Here is a 15,674-nt window from a genome sequence, read left to right on the forward strand (position 1 = left end):
GTCGTGGCCGTGACCGTCAGATCCTGATGCCGGAAACCTTACTGTCGGGTTTTCGGGCTGGCACCGTACCGGCACGATGACGTCGTGACCGAGCCCCAGAACGTCGCCGCCGATCTGGTCGTGGGCGCTGCCCACGCGGCGGTCCGTCGAATCGCCCCCGAGGAACTTCCGGTCTTCGACGAGGTGGCCGCCGGCTGGCGACGGCAACTGTCGAAGGGACGCGTGAGCTGGTCCGTCCCGCAGGGTGGGGTCGGCTTCGGCATCGATGTCACCATGGTCACCGAACTCGTGCTCCAGGTGGTGGCCGCCGCCGTGGGCGAGGTTCTGGTCCTCGGTGCCACCACCGTCCGGGCCGGCCTGCTGCGTCGCCGCCGCCGCGAACTGCCCGCCCCGCCCGACGCCCGGGCGGGGTTGGATCCCGAACAGGCGCGCCGATTGCGGGAGGCGTGCCACCGGCACGCGCTGGCGCTGGGCCTGGACCCCGACCGCGCGCAACTGCTCGCCGACGCGGCCGTCGGCGCGATGGTCGATCCGCCGGACGCATGACCGGACCGGGTGCCGGCGGGGCCCACCACGACGGTGGCACGGCTGCGGACGGTACGACCGGCGGCTCTCGTGGCGTCGGCGACGGTGGTCCCGGTGTCGGCCCACGCCTTCCTCCGGACCGGCTCGGCTGGCTCTACGCACTCGTGCTGGCGTCCCTGGTCAGCGTCGGGATCAGCGCGGGCGGTCTCTACTTCCTCGCCGACCGTTCGCTCTCCCGACCCTGGGCGGCCACCGTCGACGTCTGCACCCGGGCCCACCCGATGGAGGCGGCGGAGCAGTCGGCCGCCCGCGACCGCTGCCTGGCCGGGCAGTTCGGCCGGCGCGGTGTGGTCATGCTCGCCGGGGCGGGGATCGCGCTGGGCGCGGCGGCGGCGCTCGTCCTGGTCCTGCCGCTGGCCGACCGGCGTCGGCTTCGTCGCCGGCTCACCGTGCCGGGCGCGCAGGAACGCTTCGCCGATCTGTGCGACCGCAACGGGCTGGCCGGGCGACGCCGGCCGAGGTTGGTCGTCGCCGCCCCGCCCGTACGGCAGGCGTACACCACCGGTGGTGTGACCGGCCGGCCGACGGTGGTGCTCCCGGCGGCCGTCGCGGTGGCCCACGCCGACCCGGCGCGGTTCGACCCCGTGGTGGCGCACGAACTCGCGCACGTCCTCGCCCGGGACGTGGCCTGGGCGTCGGCCGTGCGCGGCCTGATCTGGCTGCCGGTGCCGGCGGTGCTCACGGCCGGCCTGCTCGAGGTGGCCTTCTTCGGGCTGAACGCGACCTACCTGACAGCGCTCGGCCGGGCGGCGGTCATCGCGGTGCTGACCGCGCTGCTGGCGGCCGGACTGCTGCGGCGGCGAGAGCGGGAAGCAGACCGGTACGCCGCCGGCGTCGGCCACGCCGGGCATCTGGCCGCACTGCTCCGCGCCGGAACCGCTCGTCCCACGCGACGGCGTCGGCTGCTGGCCCGGCATCCGGACCCGGCGACCCGGGCGGCGGCGCTGGACCGGCCGGCGGACCCGCCGGGTGGCATGACCCACGGGCTGGCGGTCGGCGCGGTCGCGATGCTGGCGGCGGGCGCCGCCGACGCCCTCGTGCGTGACCTCTTCCTGACCGCGCAGGCTACCGTTGGCCCGCCCGTCACGGTCTGGGTCGGCTCCGTCCTGCTGAGCCTCGGACTGTTGCCCGCGCTGGTCCGCCGGGCCTCCGCCGGGGCGGGCGGCTGGTGGCGGCCCGTTCTCGGCGCGGCCATCGGCTTCGCGGTGACGGCGTTCGTCGCCACCGCGCTGCCGGTTCCGGGAGGTTCGGCCGTCTCGGCCCGGGCGGACGTGTCCGTCGCGCTGTTCGTCGCCGCGATCGCGGGGCCACTCGCCGCGTCGGTGGCCGGGCTATGCGTGCTGCTGGCGCGGCTGGTGGTCGCCCTCCGGCCCGGGTCGGTCGGCTGGCGTTCGGCCACGTACCTGGTCGGGGTGGCCGCCGGTGTCGCGGTGCTCTGGCCGTTGCCGGCGGTGGCGTCCGTGCCGACCGACGGCCACGCGGCCCGCAACTGGCTGGTCTTCGCGTTGCCCCGCAGCGGTTGGCCGCTGCTCGCGCTCCTGGTACCGGTGCTGGTCGGCCTGCTGCTGCGCGGGGCCGGGGCGGGACACCGACGCCCGCCGCGCCGGTGGGACCGGGGAGTCGTGGCGGTGGTCCTGACCGCCGTGCTGGTCGGTGCGGGGGCCGCCATGTGGCGGACCGAGCTGTTCCCACCGGACACCCTGGCCGAGGCGGGCCGGCAGGCCCAACAACGCTGGCTGCTCTGCGCGCTCACCGGCTGGGCGGTCCTGGTGGTGCTCGCGGTCGGCCGCCGCGCCGGTGTCGGCGGAGCGCTGACCGCGGGCTGGGCGGCCGGCACGGCGGCGGCGCTGCTGCAGTACACGCACGCCCTGGCGACCGGTCGCGCGGACGGGCTGGACACCGCCGAGGCGCACCTGCTGGCCCCGCTGGCCTGGCTGGGCTACCTCGTCGCGTTCACCCTGCCGTTCCTGGTGTCCCGGCCTGCCCTGCCTGGACCGAACCGGTCCGCTCCGGGCAGCGCCCGCGTGCCCGTCGCGACGGTCGGGGTGCTGGCGGCCCTGCTCGCGGTGGCGGTACTCGGTCCGGGGATCCCCGGGGCGTACGCCCCGCTTCCGGTGGCGGAGCCGGCCAGGCTCTCACCGCCGTCGACCGCACCGGTCGTCCCGCCGGTGCCCGAGGTCACCCCGGGGCCCACGCGGTCCGCTCCGGGGCGACCCGACCCTGGTCGACCGGTCACCCGCGCGGAGGCTCGCCGGGCGGCCGGCGCGGTCAGAGCGGTGCTGCCCCGGGACTGGCGGGTGCCACCCGACCGGCCTGAGGGCGGCGGCTCCCGGATAGACCCGTCGGCCTGCCGGCCCCTGGCCGAGGACTCCTACCTGGACCGGCTCGGCGGAGTCGAACGGGTCCGGGAGCGGGCCCGCTACGCCACGGTGCCCGGCCTCACCGCCACCGCGTCGGCCGAACTGGTGATCGAGGTCAGGTCCCACGCCGAACCGGTGCCCGCCTCGGTGCTCGCCGAGGCGGAGTCGGCGCGGCGGGCCTGCCCCCGCTTCACCGCCCGGGGCGCGGCCGGCTCGGCGGTCCGGTTCGCGGTCGACGCGCAGCCGCCGCCCGCGCTCGGTGAGCAGTCCTGGCGGGTGGACTACCGGCTCAGCGCGGGCAGCGGGCGGACCCGGATCACCGGACGGTCGGCCTTTGTGATCGTCCGGGTGGGACACAACCTCGTGACCGTCTACGCCAGCGCCGTCATGGAACCCCTGGACGAGCGGCTGCTCCGCGCGGCGGTCGAGGCGGCCGTGGCGGGACTGACCGATTGACCAACCCGGCGGCGGCGCGGCCGGCCCCCGTCCGGCCAGCGGGACGACGACCCGCGCGCGGATCGTCGTCCCCTCGCCGACGCGGTCAGTTGATCGGTTCGACCCAGATGTTGCGGTAGTGGACGTTGAGGCCGGGGTCACCGTGGTCCTGTAGCCGGATCGGCCCCACGGAGGGTCCCTCCGGGGCGCCGTTGCCCGTGGGCCCGTTGATCACCGCGTTGTCGTGGACGGTGACGCCGTTCCACACGACGGTGACCCGGGCGTTCTCCGTCTTGACTCCGGCGCTGTCGAAGCGGGCCGCACGGAAGGTGACGTCGTAGGTCTGCCACGTCTCCGGGGCGGTGGCCGCGTTGACCGACGGCGCGATCTTTCCGTAGATGGCGCCGCCCTCGTCGTTGGCCGGGGTGGTGTCGCCGAAGGAGTCCAGGACCTGAAGCTCGTAGCGGTCCTGTAGGTAGATTCCGCTGTTGGCGCGGGCCTGACCGGTGACGTCCGGCGGAAGGTTGGGCAACCAGAACTCGACGTGCAGCCGGAAGTCACCGAAGGCGCGCCTGCTACGGATGTCGCCGCCGAGGACCTCCACCCCGCCCTTGGCCAGCGGCCACGTCGCCGGGGTGCCGTTGGTGTACTCGAAGTTGTCGAGGTGGGACCCGTCGAGCAGCGTGACGCGGCCGGTGTCGTCTCCGGAGCCGTGGGCCTCGAACTCGTAGATCCGGGCTGCGTTGTCGGTGGTGCTGGTGGCCTTGGTGACGGTGAGTCGGACGTATCTGGCCTGGGTGGGGGAGATGTCGTGGGTGGTGGTGCTGGCGGTGTTGGCGGTGACGGTCGCTGCCGTCGTCCAGGACGTGCCGTCGGCGCTGGTCTGGATGGTGAAGTCGCGGGTGTTCCAGGCGGTGTTCTCGCCGCCCGCGCCCGCGTGTCTCACCACGAAGCGGCTCACGCTCCGGGTGGTGCCCAGGTCGACCCGCAACCACTTGTTCGTGCCCGACGAGCACCACTTGTCGCTGTTGCCGCCGGTCACGCTGCCGTTCACGGCCTTGGCCGGGCCCTCGGTGGCCGAACAGGAACTGTCGGCCGTCGCCGCCCTGCCCAGCGCGAGGTTCTCGGTGGCGGCCTGCCCACCGTAGGCCTCGAACTCGTAGATCCGGGCTGCGTTGTCGGTGGTGCTGGTGGCCTTGGTGACGGTGAGTCGGACGTATCTGGCCTGGGTGGGGGAGATGTCGTGGGTGGTGGTGCTGGCGGTGTTGGCGGTGACGGTCGCTGCCGTCGTCCAGGACGTGCCGTCGGTGCTGGTCTGGATGGTGAAGTCGCGGGTGTTCCAGGCGGTGTTCTCGCCGCCGGCGCCCGCGTGCCGCACGACGAAGCGGCTCACGTTCTGGGCGGTGCCCAGGTCGACCCGAAGCCACTTGTTGGTGCCCGTCGAACACCACTTGTCGAGGTTGCCGCTGGTGGTCGTTCCGTTGACGGCCTTGGCCGGGCGCTCGGTGGCCGAGCAGGAACTGTCGGCGGTCGTCGCCTTGCCGAGTGCGAGGTTGACGGGCGGCTTCTGACCTGGGATGGCGTTGAGCGTGTACCACACCTCGGTGCTCCACAGCGACTGACCGTTGCTGGCCGCGAACGGCCGGGGCGATCGGACGTGCACCACCCGGCCGGCCTTGAGGCCGTTGATCACCAGCGTGACCGTCTTGCCGTCCTGCGACAGCGTGGCCGACGAGACCGGCAGCGTCTCCTCGTCGACCTTCGGCCCGCCGTACGCGGCCGTCGCCACGTACCGCCACTGCTTGACCCGGTACCTGGAGGCCAGTGCCGCGGCGGTCGTCGCCGACAGCGGCTGGGTGTACTCGATCTCGAAGCCGTTGGGCAGCGCCCGCATCGTCCGCATGTCGAAGTGGTTGCTGCCGTTCGGGGCGATCTTCTGCAGGCCGTAGCTGAGCTTGCCGTCCTGCCCCCAGTTGCCGCCGCCGTGCAGGCCACCGGTGTAAATGGCGCCGTCGGGGCCGACGCTCACCTCGGACACCCCCGCCTCCAGGCCCTGGGTCATCCTGAACAGCGCCCCCTGGTATTCGCCGTCGACCTTCTCCAGGTAGGCGCGCTGGAGCCCGCCGTAGGTCACGTCGCCGATGAGCATCTGCCCGGCGAAGGGGCCCTGCGTCACCATGACCGGGGTGCTCGGCGAATTGCCGATCTCGTTCTGCGGCATCCACAGGACCGGCTGGACCACCGGGTTGTCGTCGAACGGCCCGGGCGGGTTCATGTAGTGGTTGAAGAAGCGTCCCTGCTTGACGTGCACGAGCTTCGACGACGGCAGCCAGCCACCCTGGTTGTCGGTGACGAAGAGGTCGCCCTCGGGCCCCCAGCCGATGCCGTGCGGGGTGCGCAGGCCGCCGGCCACGTAGTCGACCGCGCCGGTGCTGCGGTTCACCCTGATGGTCGTTCCCCGGTTCGGTGCCGGTTGCGGGTCGGTCGTGGCCCCGCCGTAGTTGATGGACACCGAGAGGTTCAGGTAGAAGTACCCGTCCCGGTACAGCAGGCCGAACCCGAACTCGTGGAAGTTGTTGCCGAACGGCCAGGTGGCCACGGTGCGGTACTGGTCGGTCACGCCGTCGCCGTTGGTGTCGTTCAGTTCGGTGAGCTTCGCCTTCTCCGCGACGTAGACCTTCCCGTCGACGATCTTGATCCCCATCGGCTCCTGGAGCCCCGTCGCCACCCGTTGCCGGGTCACCTGGCCGGCGCTGGTGCTGCCGGTGACGTTGCCCAGGATCCACACCTCGCCCACGCTGGTCAGGGAGCCACCCCAGGTGGACACGGCCAGCCGGCCGTCGGGGAACCAGTCGAACCCGGTGACCTGTGGCTGGAAACCACTCGGGCGCAGGTCGGTCAGGGTGTAGTTCGGGTGCACCGACGTGAGCGGCAGCCCGTCGCCGGGGGAGTCGCCACTGGCCTCGCATTCCTTGCGGCCGGGTGCGGTCACCCGGACGACGCCGGCGTCGGTGCTCAGCGCCGAGTTCGGGACGTTCACGAACGTGCTGGAGCCCGGCGTCTGCCACTGCAACGTGAGCTGCTGGCCGCCCGTACGCTCGAAGTGCTCGATGCGCAGGGAGTGGTATCCGGCGGTCAGGTCGACCGCGCCGTCCTTGGCCTCCGGGCCGTGCGCGCCGTCGTGGTCGACGATCAGGGTGTCGTCGATCAGCAGACGCGACCCGTCGTCGCTGATGAGTCGGAAGGTGTAGCGTCCGGCCTGGGTGATGGTGACGTTGCCGAGGGCGTGGACCAGGAAGTGGTCCTCGATGCCGAAGTCCGCCGCGCTCGTCCAGTTGATCGTCGGCATGAGCTTGTCGACGTTCGGGGTCTGGCCGGCCTTCAGGGTGCAGAGCTTGTCCAGCGGCACCTGGAGGTCGAAGACGCGCAGGGTGACGCCGGGTTCCTGCGGGGGCGGAGCGGCAGCCGCGCCCGGCGGGGACAGCCACAGGCCGGCGACCGCCATGACGGCGGTGAGGGCGCTCGCGATGGGCACGCGTGCTCGTCGGGACGGTCCGAGCATTCTCTCCTCCAGGGGAGCGGGACAACGACGTACGTCGTCGCGCGGCGCTCGGGCTCAGCGGCGGGGCCCGGACATCGAACGGACATCGTTGTCATGTCCTGATGGTTGGCCTGGCACGCCGCTGCCTGGTGAGGCAACACTAGGATCCTTAAATCTAAATGTCTAGATGTTTGTGCGAGATCGTCTGAACTTTCGTCCGCACGGGCAAAAGTCGGCGCGACTCGGATCTGTACGCGGTCCTCGCCGACGACTGAGCCCCGGCCCGGTCGCACCTCACCGTCCCCGCCGGGCCTGGGAGCGGTAGGCTGTCGGAGCGGGTATGCGACGGCCGACGATGTGCCCCGACCACCCGCCTTCCTTCCGGCTCGCAGCTGCCAGTGAACATGTTGCGCGCCGCCCTGTGAAATCTTGGAGTACGTCTTGGCAGACATGACGCCGCCCGCCCTGAATCCCTTCGAATCAGAGGGGGACGGGGACACCGACCGCGAACGCGGACGAGCGGTGGACGTGAGCGCGGACGCGATGACCCGCATGCGCACCCCGTTCGTCCCGGCGGACAGCGACTGCGGCACCGCTGACGAGAGGCGGGCGTCGCGTTCCTGACGCGCCGCGCCGGAGCCGTCGAGGGTGACGACTTCGGGTGTATCCGCAACAGGATCGGCGTCCGGCCCTTAGCTGATCGTTAACTAACGGTCCAACTGGTTCACCAGGTGGGGCCGGACTGGGCAGACTGGGACGATGTCCGCCGCTGAGTCGCCCGCCCGCCGCCGTCGTACCCAGGCATTCGTCGCGGTGCTCGCCGCGCTCGCCGCGGCGGTCGCCCTCGGCGCCTGGTCCCTGCGGGACCGGGTTGCCGGTGGACACGGCCTGTCGGAGCAGGGCGCCGTGACCGCCTTCGGTGCCGCCCCGGCGGATCGCGCCCCCGCCTGCGCCGGTCGACCGGCCCGGGCGCCCCGCGAGCTGCGGGGCATGTGGATCACGACGGTGAACAACATCGACTGGCCGAGCCGGCGGGGACTGCCGGCCGAGACGGCGCGGGCCGAGTTCCGGGGCTGGCTGGACCTGGCGGTGCGGCGCAACCACAACGCGGTCTTCGTGCACGTGCGCCCGAGCGGGGACGCGTTCTGGCCGTCGGCGTACGCGCCGTGGTCGGAGTGGCTGACCGGGCGACGCGACGGCCGCGACCCGGGCTGGGACCCGATGGAGTTCATGGTCGCCGAGGCGCACGCCCGCAACCTGGAGTTCCACGCCTGGTTCAACCCGTACCGGGGCGGGCAGCCGGCCACGGTCGGCGGGCCGGGCCCGAGGCTGGACCGGCTCGCTCCGACGCACCCGCTGCGGCGGCACCGCGACTGGGTGGTGACCTACCCCAGCGCCGACCGGCCCGGCAGCCGCCTCTACTTCAACCCCGGCATCCCCGAGGCACGCACGTTCGTCGAGGACGCGATGCTGGAGGCGGTCCAGCGCTACGACGTCGACGGCGTGCACTTCGACGACTTCTTCTACCCGTACCCGGAGGCCGGGCAGGACTTCCCGGACGAGGCGACGTTCGCCCGGTACGGCCGGGGGTTCGCGGACAAGCAGGCCTGGCGCCGGGACAACGTGAACACGCTGGTGCGCGAGATGAGCGAGCGGATCAAGGCGATCAAGCCGTGGGTCAAGTTCGGCATCAGCCCGTTCGGCATCTGGCGCAACGACCGCACCGACCCGGCCGGCTCGGCGACCGCCGGCTTGCAGAGCTACGACGACATCCACGCCGACACCCGACTCTGGGTACGGCGGCAGTGGCTGGACTACGTCGTGCCGCAGCTCTACTGGCACATCGGGTTCGGCAAGGCCGACTACGCCAAGCTGCTGCCGTGGTGGGCGGCCACGGTACGCGGCACGAGGGTGCAGCTCTACATCGGCCAGGCCGACTACCGGGTGGGTGAACGCGGCGCCTGGCGCGACCCGACCGAGCTGACCCGCCAGCTCGCCCTCAACCGCCGGTACGGCGTCGACGGCAGCGTGCACTTCAGCGCCAAGCAGGTACGCGCCGACCGGCTCGGGGCCGTCAGCCGCTACAGCGCGGCCCACCACGCCGGCCCGGCGCTGGTGCCCACGATGGCGCACCTTCCGTCGACGCCGCCCGCCGCCCCCACGGTCACCGGCGCGCACCGCGCGAACGCCGACGGCGTGACGCTGACCTGGCGCGGGGACGGCGCCACGAGCTTCGCCGTCTACCGCGTCGACGGCGACGCGGCCCGGCTCGTGGGCACGGCCCGGGGCGCCGGCTGGGTGGACCGCACCGCCCCGGTCGACCGCCCGCTGTCCTACTGCGTGTCCGGCCTGGACCGCAGCGGCAACGAGGGCCCGCTGAGCGCGCCGATGTCCGTCGTGGCGCGGTAGGAGGGGCCCAGGCCATCCGGCTGCCCCCGGTGGCGGGAATGCCCGGTTGCGCGGGTTACCCTGCCGCGGTGGCGGTCGGCGAGGACGGGGAGCGGCTGGCGGCGTCGCTGGCCGACCGGCTCGACACGGTCATCTTCACCGACCTGACCACGGACCAGGTCACCGCCCGGCTGATCGACGCGGTGGTCGACTGGGCGGGGGCGCGGGGCTGGCGGGTCTACCGGCGGGCGTCCAGCGTGTTACCGCTGCCGCCGCCGATGTCCGCGCAGCAGTCGGTGCTCGACGTGGCCTGTGCCCGCCCGGACGGTCCGCCGGTCGTCGTCGAGGTCGACCACGGTACGCGCCGCCGTACCTGGGAGAAGCTGCTCGCCGAGGCCGACGCGGGGCGGGTACCGCTCTGGGTGCGCTGGGGCGCCGGCCGGTTCACCGCGCCGCCCGCGCCGATCCTGATGGTGACCTGCGAGGTGAGCAGCCGTACGGACCCGACCGGCCGGGGCCGGGTGCACAGCCGTTCGCCGCGGGCCGACATACCGCCGCCGACGCACTCGGCCGCGCGGGTCGCGACGGCGGACGCCGTCGAGTTGCCGCTGCCGCCACCCGGGGCCTGAGCCGGGGCCTGTGCCGCGGGCCGGCCGCCCGCGTCGCGGCGGGCCTGCGCAGCCGGGGGCGCTCGACGGCGCGACGCGCGATCGGGGCGGAGTCGTCGTGCCGCGCCAGAACCTGATCATGAACGAGACGCCGAGCTGCTGAGCGCGGTAGGTGCGGATACTCAGCGCGGGACCGGTGTGACAGCTCAGGCGTCCGCGACCGGGCCGGTCGAGGATTCACCCATGACCGAGACGCTGCGTCGATATTGCGAACCGTCACCCCTCGCGTCACCACGCCTGACGGCCGGCGAACGCTGGCGCCGGGCCCGTCTGACCATCTTCGTCCGGGTGCTCGGGGCGGCGGTACGGCTGGCCGGACGCCACCCCGCCTCGTGGCGCTGGTCGGCCCGGCACCACCACCCGATGCTGGACCGGCTCGCGGCGGCGAACGCGCGCGCGGGTTGTGCGCTCGCCGCGCTGGACGTGCCGGCGTACCGCGCCTTCCTGCGCGCCCGGCCGGTCGGAGCCGGCCGTCGGCGGCGGGACTTCCCGGAGACCGACAAGGTGAGCTACGTCGTGCCCTTCCCCGCCGGGCGGCGCTGCCGGGACGGGCGACTGCCGGACCGGGGCGTGGTGGTCGACGAGTCGGCCGGCTCGTCGGGCCGGCCCTTCAACTGGCCCCGGGGCGAGCGGGAGTTGCGCGCCGTGCACCGCGACATCGTCGGCTACACGAGCCTGGTCTTCCCGATGCGCCGCCCGTTCGTCATCAACGCCTACTCGATGGGCGCCTGGGCGACCGGGACGACGACCGGCGCCGCCATGGCGCGGATCGCGGTGGTCAAGAACACCGGCCCGGACCTCGGCAAGATCGTCGACACGCTCCGCGAGTTCGGTCCGGACTTCGACTACCTGGTGACCGCGTACCCGCCGTTCCTGAAGCACCTGCGCGACCGGCTCGACGCCGAGGGCTTCGACTGGTCGCGCCACCGCATCTACGCCAGCTGCGGGGGAGAGGGGATGACGGAGGCGCTGCGCGGCTACCTGGAGGAGCGGTTCCGCAAGGTCCGGTCCGCGTACGGCGCCTCGGACCTGACCATCGGCCTCGGCGCGGAGACCCGGTTCACGGTGTGGCTGCGTCGCCGCCTGCGCGACGACGCCGAGCTGCGGGCGGCGCTGCTCGGCGCCGACGAGCAGCGGCTGCCCATGGTGTTCCAGTACAACCCGTTGGCCACCTACCTGGAGACCAACGAGCGCCGGGAGCTGCTCTGCACGATGACCGGCCCCGACGTCCTCCAGCCACGGCTGCGCTACAACGTCGGCGACGAGGCGCTGCTCGTGCCCTACCGGCGGATCCTCGACCTGGTCCGCGCCGACCCGGACCGCTGGGCCGCGTGCCGCGCGGCGCTGGCGAGCGAGCGGATGACCCTGCCGGTGCTGCTGCTGTTCGGCCGGCGCGACTCGACGGTGTCCTACCTGGGCGCCAACCTCTACCCGCAGGACGTGGAGTACGGCCTCTACACCGGCAACCCGTACGCCGCCGAGATCAGCCGGTTCTGCCTCGCGCTGGTCGAGGACGCCGCGCTGGAGACCCGGCCGGTGATCCACCTCGAACTGCGACGCCCGCTGCCGGAGGCCGAGCGCGAGGCGCTGGCCGCCGCCTGCCGCGACGGCGTACGCGGACACCTGGCGGCCGTCTCCCGCGACTTCGCGCAGTCGCTGACCGAGGACCCGGCCGCCGGCGACCTCCGCGTCGAGCTGCACGAACCGGGAGTCGGCCCGTTCGCCGGACAACAGAAGATCAAAAACGTCTACCTGGTGGGCTGAGTGATGCGTACCCGTGACTTCTCCCGCGCCCCGGCGCGCGCCCAGGCCGGCGCCATGTTCTTCGGCGCCACCCGCTACCGGAGCCCGCTGGCGATCCTGCGGCTCCTGCCGGCGTGGCTGCGGATGGTCCGCGACATGCGCCGCATGTCCGGCTACCGCTGGCACCGGGTGTACTGGGAGTTCCCGTTCACCCTCGGCACCGTCGCCTTCTTCAGCGACCGCGAGGCCCTGATGCGCTTCGCCCGGTCCCGGCACCACCGCAAGCTGATGGTCTGGCTCACCGACGGCGACCGCCACGCGACCGCGGGCTTCATCCGGCTGTTCACCGCCGAGGCCGACGGCTACTCCAACGGGCTGTGGCGGGCCGAGTCCAACGAGATGGGGCACATCCCGACGTTCACGCCGCTGGGCTCGGAGACGGTGGGTCCGGCGGTGCGGCGATGAGCGTCCGGCACGGTCTGCGACGGGTCGTCGACCGGCGCGGCCTGCGCGAGTTCCTGTCGCTCACCGACCGGGTGTACGCCGGCGAGCCGCGCTTCGTGCCGCCGTCACGCCAGCAGGTGCGGCGGTGGTGGCGCGACGGCGTGCCGATGTACGTGCTGCGCGAGGGCGCCACCGGCGCGGTCGTCGGCCGCACCACACTGCACACCGACGCCGCCCTCGACGCCAAGCTGGGTCGCCGGTGCCAACTCTTCGGGCTCACCGAGTTCACCGACGCGGCGGCGCAGCCGCTGTTCGAGGCGATCGCCAGCGCCGCCCGCGCCGCCGGCGACCGCGACGCGCTCTTCGGGCCGGTCGCGTTGCTGCCCAACCAGGCGGGCGGGGTCATCACCTCCGGGTACGCCGACCGGGGCTTCATCGACAGCGCCTGGAACCCGCCCCGGTACGTGAGCGCCTACGAGTCGTACGGGTTCCGGCGGCGGTTCGAGTCGGACACCTGGATCTGCCCGGTCCCCGCCGGGGACGACGTCCCGGCCGGCACCGACCCGGACGGCGCGGAGTTGACGGTGCACCGCGGCGACGTCCGCCGGCTCGCCGATCAGCTCGAACTGCTGCGCGGGATGCTGAACGCGTCCTTCGCCCAGCTCGGCTACTACACCGAGATCTCCGCCGCGCAGCTGCGCCGGCAGACCGACGGGCTGGCGTACCTGCTGGACGAGTCACTGCTGCTCTACCTCACCAGGGCCGGGCGGCCGGTCGCGTTCGTGCTGTGCGTGCCCGACATCAGCGAGTTCGTGGTGCGGGTACGCGGCGACCTCAACCTGGTCAACCAGGTCCGGCTGCTGGCGACCCGACGCCGCTACCGGCGGGAGGCCGTGCTGATCGTCAAGGGCGTGCTGCCCGAGCACCAGGGGCGCGGATACCAGCGCCTGCTCTCCGCCGAGCTGCGGCGCAACCTGCACGCCGGGGGATACACGACGCTGCGCAGCACCTACGTCGGCCGGGACAATCCGGCCTCCGCCGCGCAGTACCTCGCACTCGGCGGCCGGCCGCTGCACGGCTACACCTTCTACGAGAAGGCGCTGTAGATGGACCTCGCGGCGTTCCGCGCGCTGGAGCCGCTCTGCTGGCGGGCGCCGAGCGCGCACAACACCCAGCCGTGGCGGCTCGACCACCGCGGCGGCGAGGTCCGGGTGGGCTGGGACCCGGCGTACGCGCTGCCGGCGTCCGACCCCTCCGGGCGGGACCTGCGGCTGTCCCTGGGCGCCTTCGTCGAGACGTGCCTGATCGTCGCGGCCGACGCCGGGCTGCGGATGCGGTTCGTCGCCGACCACTGCGCCGACGACCGCCGGGTGGGCTGGCTGCGGCCCGGCCCGCACCGCTACGACACCCCGTTCGACGCGGCGCAGGTGCTCACCCGCCGTACCCACCGGGGCCGGTTCTCCGCCGGTCCGGACGCCACGGCGGTGGCGGCCGTCGACGCCGTCGCCCGGGCCTCGGGCGGCGCGGTGCGCGTGGTGCCCGACGCCGACCTGCTGGCCCGCCTGCTGCGGGTCGCCGACCGGTGGACGTACGCGGACCCGGCGGTGGTCCGCGAGTTGCGGTCGTGGCTGCGGCTCACGCCGGCGCACCCGGCCTACCACGCCGACGGACTCACCGACCGCTGCCTCGGGCTGTCCGGGCGCGAGGCGACCGCCCTGCGGGGGGCGCTGGCGGCGTACCCGGTGCTACGCCGGCTGGGCCTGCCCCGGCTCCTCGCGGCGGCGTCCGGCAACCCGCTGGCGCTCGGCGGCGCCGTGCTCGTCCTGGTCGGACCGCCCGGAACGGACGACGCGGGGCAGGTCGAGTTCGGCCGGGTCCTCACGCGTACCTGGCTGACCCTGCACGCGGCCGGCCTGGCGGCGCACCCGCTGAGCCAACTCGTCGACGCGCCCGCCGCCCGCGACGCCCTGGGGACGCTGCTGGGCGTGGCGCCGCAGCGCCTGCTCCACGTGACCCGCGTCGGCCGGCCGGTGGGCCCGGCGCCACCCTCGGCGCGCCGGACCGGCGGCGTCGGGCAGGGCGTCCGCTGACCCCTGGCGCCGGCGGCACCGCACGGTGGCACGTGTTCCCGGACGGAGGAGGGCCGGCGCGCGGCGGCGCGTCCGGGGTCACGACGTCGGGCTGGTCGCGGGCGACCGGAGCTCCGACGGGTGGGCCGCCGGCTCCGCACCGGCGCGGCGGATCGGGGTGAACAGCCCGCCGACCGCGACCAGCAGACATCCCGCGCCGGCGACGAGGGCGACGGCGCTGACGCCGTACCGGCTCGCGGCCCACGTCAGCACCGCCGCGCCGGCCGGGCCGAGCGAGTAGTGCGTGCTCCAGAACGCCGAGGTGACCCGACCGAGCAGGTGATCGGGCGTGATCTCCTGACGCAGCGACATCGAGCAGATCCCGCCCACGCTGACGCCGCACAGGTACACCGCCATCAGCACGGTCACGCCCCGCACGTCCCCGACGAGGCCGATGCCGACGATGGCGAGACCGCACATGGCGTGCGCGCCGATCCAGGTCATGCCGAAGCCACGGCGGCGGCGCAGGGGCGCCACCAGCAGCGCTCCGACGATCGTGCCCAGCGCCGCCAGGCCCAGCACCGTGCCGACGGTGCGGTCGGAGCCGCCGAGGTCGTGCTTGACGTGGTAGACGAGGACGTCGGTGAGCCCGTACGTCAGGAAGATGAAGACCGACAGCAGCACGGTCAGCGAGCGGAGCACGGGCTGCCGCCAGAGGAACCGCGCGCCGGCGAGGAACTCGGCCAGCCGGCTCTGCCGCCCCGCCGTGCCGTCGACCGCCGGTCCCTCGTCGGGCCGCCGCAGCCGCACCAGCCAGAGGCCGGCGGCCGACAGGGCGAAGCTGGCCGCGTTGACGGCGATGGCCGCCGTGGCGCCGAACCGGGCCGACACCACGCCGGCGAGCAGCGGCCCCAGCACGGCAGCCGCCGCGTACGTGGCCTGGAGACGCCCGTTGGCCTCGGTGATCCTGGGCCGGTCGACGAGGTTGCGCACGGCGGTCACCGCGGCGACCTGGAACACCATGCCGGCCGCCTCGCAGATCGGCAGCACGACGAAGAGCAGCCACACCTGCGGGCCACCGAGCCAGGCCAGGGGAACGAGGCCGTAGAGCACCAGCCGGAGCAGGTCGGCGGTGATCATCAGTTTCCGCCTGTCGTACCGGTCGACCAGGACGCCGCCGAAGATCCCCGCGCCGACGGACGCGGCGCCGGCCACGGCCGTGAGCAGGCCCATCCGGGCGACCGACCCGGTCGCGTGGAGCACGAGCAGCGGCACCGCGAGGTAGGCGAACGAGTCACCGGCGGCGGAGAGCGACTGCGCGGCCCAGTAGGCGCCGAAGTCGCGGTCACGCCACAGCGGACGCCGGACCGGGTCGGTGCGTCGGCTCATGCGGCGAGGGTAATCCGATGCCCCCTGCGAGCGGTGTCCCTGGCACGCGAAC

General features: G+C 73.7%; 10 protein-coding genes. 8 read left to right on the plus strand and 2 right to left on the minus strand.

Annotated features, from left to right (window positions below):
• The first annotated feature begins 84 nt into the window (after positions 1-84).
• Together ACTMS2_RS23725 and ACTMS2_RS23730 are read left to right on the plus strand one after the other, a co-directional pair.
• Positions 85-546, plus strand: a complete 462-nt coding sequence (locus ACTMS2_RS23725) for a hypothetical protein (protein WP_363904225.1) — start codon at positions 85-87, stop codon at positions 544-546.
• On the plus strand, positions 543-3,401 hold the full coding sequence (locus ACTMS2_RS23730; protein WP_441177357.1) for a M48 family metalloprotease: 2,859 nt from the start codon (positions 543-545) through the stop codon (positions 3,399-3,401). The genes ACTMS2_RS23725 and ACTMS2_RS23730 overlap by 4 nt, the downstream gene beginning before the upstream one ends.
• 85 nt (positions 3,402-3,486) lie before the next feature.
• On the opposite strand, the gene ACTMS2_RS23735 is transcribed toward ACTMS2_RS23730, so the two are convergent.
• Positions 3,487-6,885: a galactose-binding domain-containing protein gene (locus ACTMS2_RS23735; RefSeq protein WP_441177408.1), complete on the minus strand. Its 3,399-nt coding sequence runs from the start codon at positions 6,883-6,885 to the stop codon at positions 3,487-3,489.
• Positions 6,886-7,680: 795 nt separating this feature from the next.
• Here ACTMS2_RS23735 and ACTMS2_RS23740 point away from each other — a divergent pair.
• The 6 genes from ACTMS2_RS23740 (at position 7,681) to ACTMS2_RS23765 (ending at position 14,254) form a co-directional block, all read left to right on the plus strand.
• Positions 7,681-9,330: a glycoside hydrolase family 10 protein gene (locus ACTMS2_RS23740; protein ID WP_441177358.1), complete on the plus strand. Its 1,650-nt coding sequence runs from the start codon at positions 7,681-7,683 to the stop codon at positions 9,328-9,330.
• A gap of 38 nt (positions 9,331-9,368) precedes the next feature.
• On the plus strand, positions 9,369-9,938 hold the full coding sequence (locus ACTMS2_RS23745) for a hypothetical protein (protein ID WP_441177359.1): 570 nt from the start codon (positions 9,369-9,371) through the stop codon (positions 9,936-9,938).
• Positions 9,939-10,160: 222 nt separating this feature from the next.
• The gene (locus ACTMS2_RS23750; RefSeq protein WP_441177360.1) at positions 10,161-11,741 is read left to right on the plus strand and encodes a phenylacetate--CoA ligase family protein; all 1,581 of its coding nucleotides are present in this window, start codon (positions 10,161-10,163) and stop codon (positions 11,739-11,741) included.
• 3 nt (positions 11,742-11,744) lie between these two features.
• The gene (locus ACTMS2_RS23755) at positions 11,745-12,185 is read left to right on the plus strand and encodes a DUF4188 domain-containing protein (RefSeq protein WP_089003444.1); all 441 of its coding nucleotides are present in this window, start codon (positions 11,745-11,747) and stop codon (positions 12,183-12,185) included.
• Entirely contained in the window at positions 12,182-13,270 is a 1,089-nt protein-coding gene (locus ACTMS2_RS23760) for a hypothetical protein (RefSeq protein ID WP_441177361.1), read from the plus strand. Before ACTMS2_RS23755 ends, ACTMS2_RS23760 begins: the two co-directional genes overlap by 4 nt.
• On the plus strand, positions 13,271-14,254 hold the full coding sequence (locus tag ACTMS2_RS23765; RefSeq protein ID WP_441177362.1) for a nitroreductase: 984 nt from the start codon (positions 13,271-13,273) through the stop codon (positions 14,252-14,254).
• Positions 14,255-14,332: 78 nt separating this feature from the next.
• Here the strand turns inward: ACTMS2_RS23765 and ACTMS2_RS23770 are convergent, their stop codons facing one another.
• The gene (locus ACTMS2_RS23770) at positions 14,333-15,622 is read right to left on the minus strand and encodes an MFS transporter (RefSeq protein ID WP_441177363.1); all 1,290 of its coding nucleotides are present in this window, start codon (positions 15,620-15,622) and stop codon (positions 14,333-14,335) included.
• Between the last annotated feature and the right edge of the window lie 52 nt (positions 15,623-15,674).

The sequence above is a fragment of the Micromonospora sp. SD12 genome (genome assembly GCF_052068495.1).
Taxonomy (GTDB): domain Bacteria; phylum Actinomycetota; class Actinomycetes; order Mycobacteriales; family Micromonosporaceae; genus Micromonospora; species Micromonospora echinofusca.

What these genes read in the sequence shown, in the direction of transcription:
- ACTMS2_RS23730 (WP_441177357.1), top strand. Translation starts at nt 543, where the DNA reads ATGACCGGACCGGGTGCCGGCGGGGCCCACCACGACGGTGGCACGGCT.
- ACTMS2_RS23735 (WP_441177408.1), bottom strand. Translation starts at nt 6,885, where the DNA reads ATGGCGGTCGCCGGCCTGTGGCTGTCCCCGCCGGGCGCGGCTGCCGCT.
- ACTMS2_RS23740 (WP_441177358.1), top strand. Translation starts at nt 7,681, where the DNA reads ATGTCCGCCGCTGAGTCGCCCGCCCGCCGCCGTCGTACCCAGGCATTC.
- ACTMS2_RS23745 (WP_441177359.1), top strand. Translation starts at nt 9,369, where the DNA reads ATGCCCGGTTGCGCGGGTTACCCTGCCGCGGTGGCGGTCGGCGAGGAC.
- ACTMS2_RS23750 (WP_441177360.1), top strand. Translation starts at nt 10,161, where the DNA reads ATGACCGAGACGCTGCGTCGATATTGCGAACCGTCACCCCTCGCGTCA.
- ACTMS2_RS23755 (WP_089003444.1), top strand. Translation starts at nt 11,745, where the DNA reads ATGCGTACCCGTGACTTCTCCCGCGCCCCGGCGCGCGCCCAGGCCGGC.
- ACTMS2_RS23760 (WP_441177361.1), top strand. Translation starts at nt 12,182, where the DNA reads ATGAGCGTCCGGCACGGTCTGCGACGGGTCGTCGACCGGCGCGGCCTG.
- ACTMS2_RS23765 (WP_441177362.1), top strand. Translation starts at nt 13,271, where the DNA reads ATGGACCTCGCGGCGTTCCGCGCGCTGGAGCCGCTCTGCTGGCGGGCG.
- ACTMS2_RS23770 (WP_441177363.1), bottom strand. Translation starts at nt 15,622, where the DNA reads ATGAGCCGACGCACCGACCCGGTCCGGCGTCCGCTGTGGCGTGACCGC.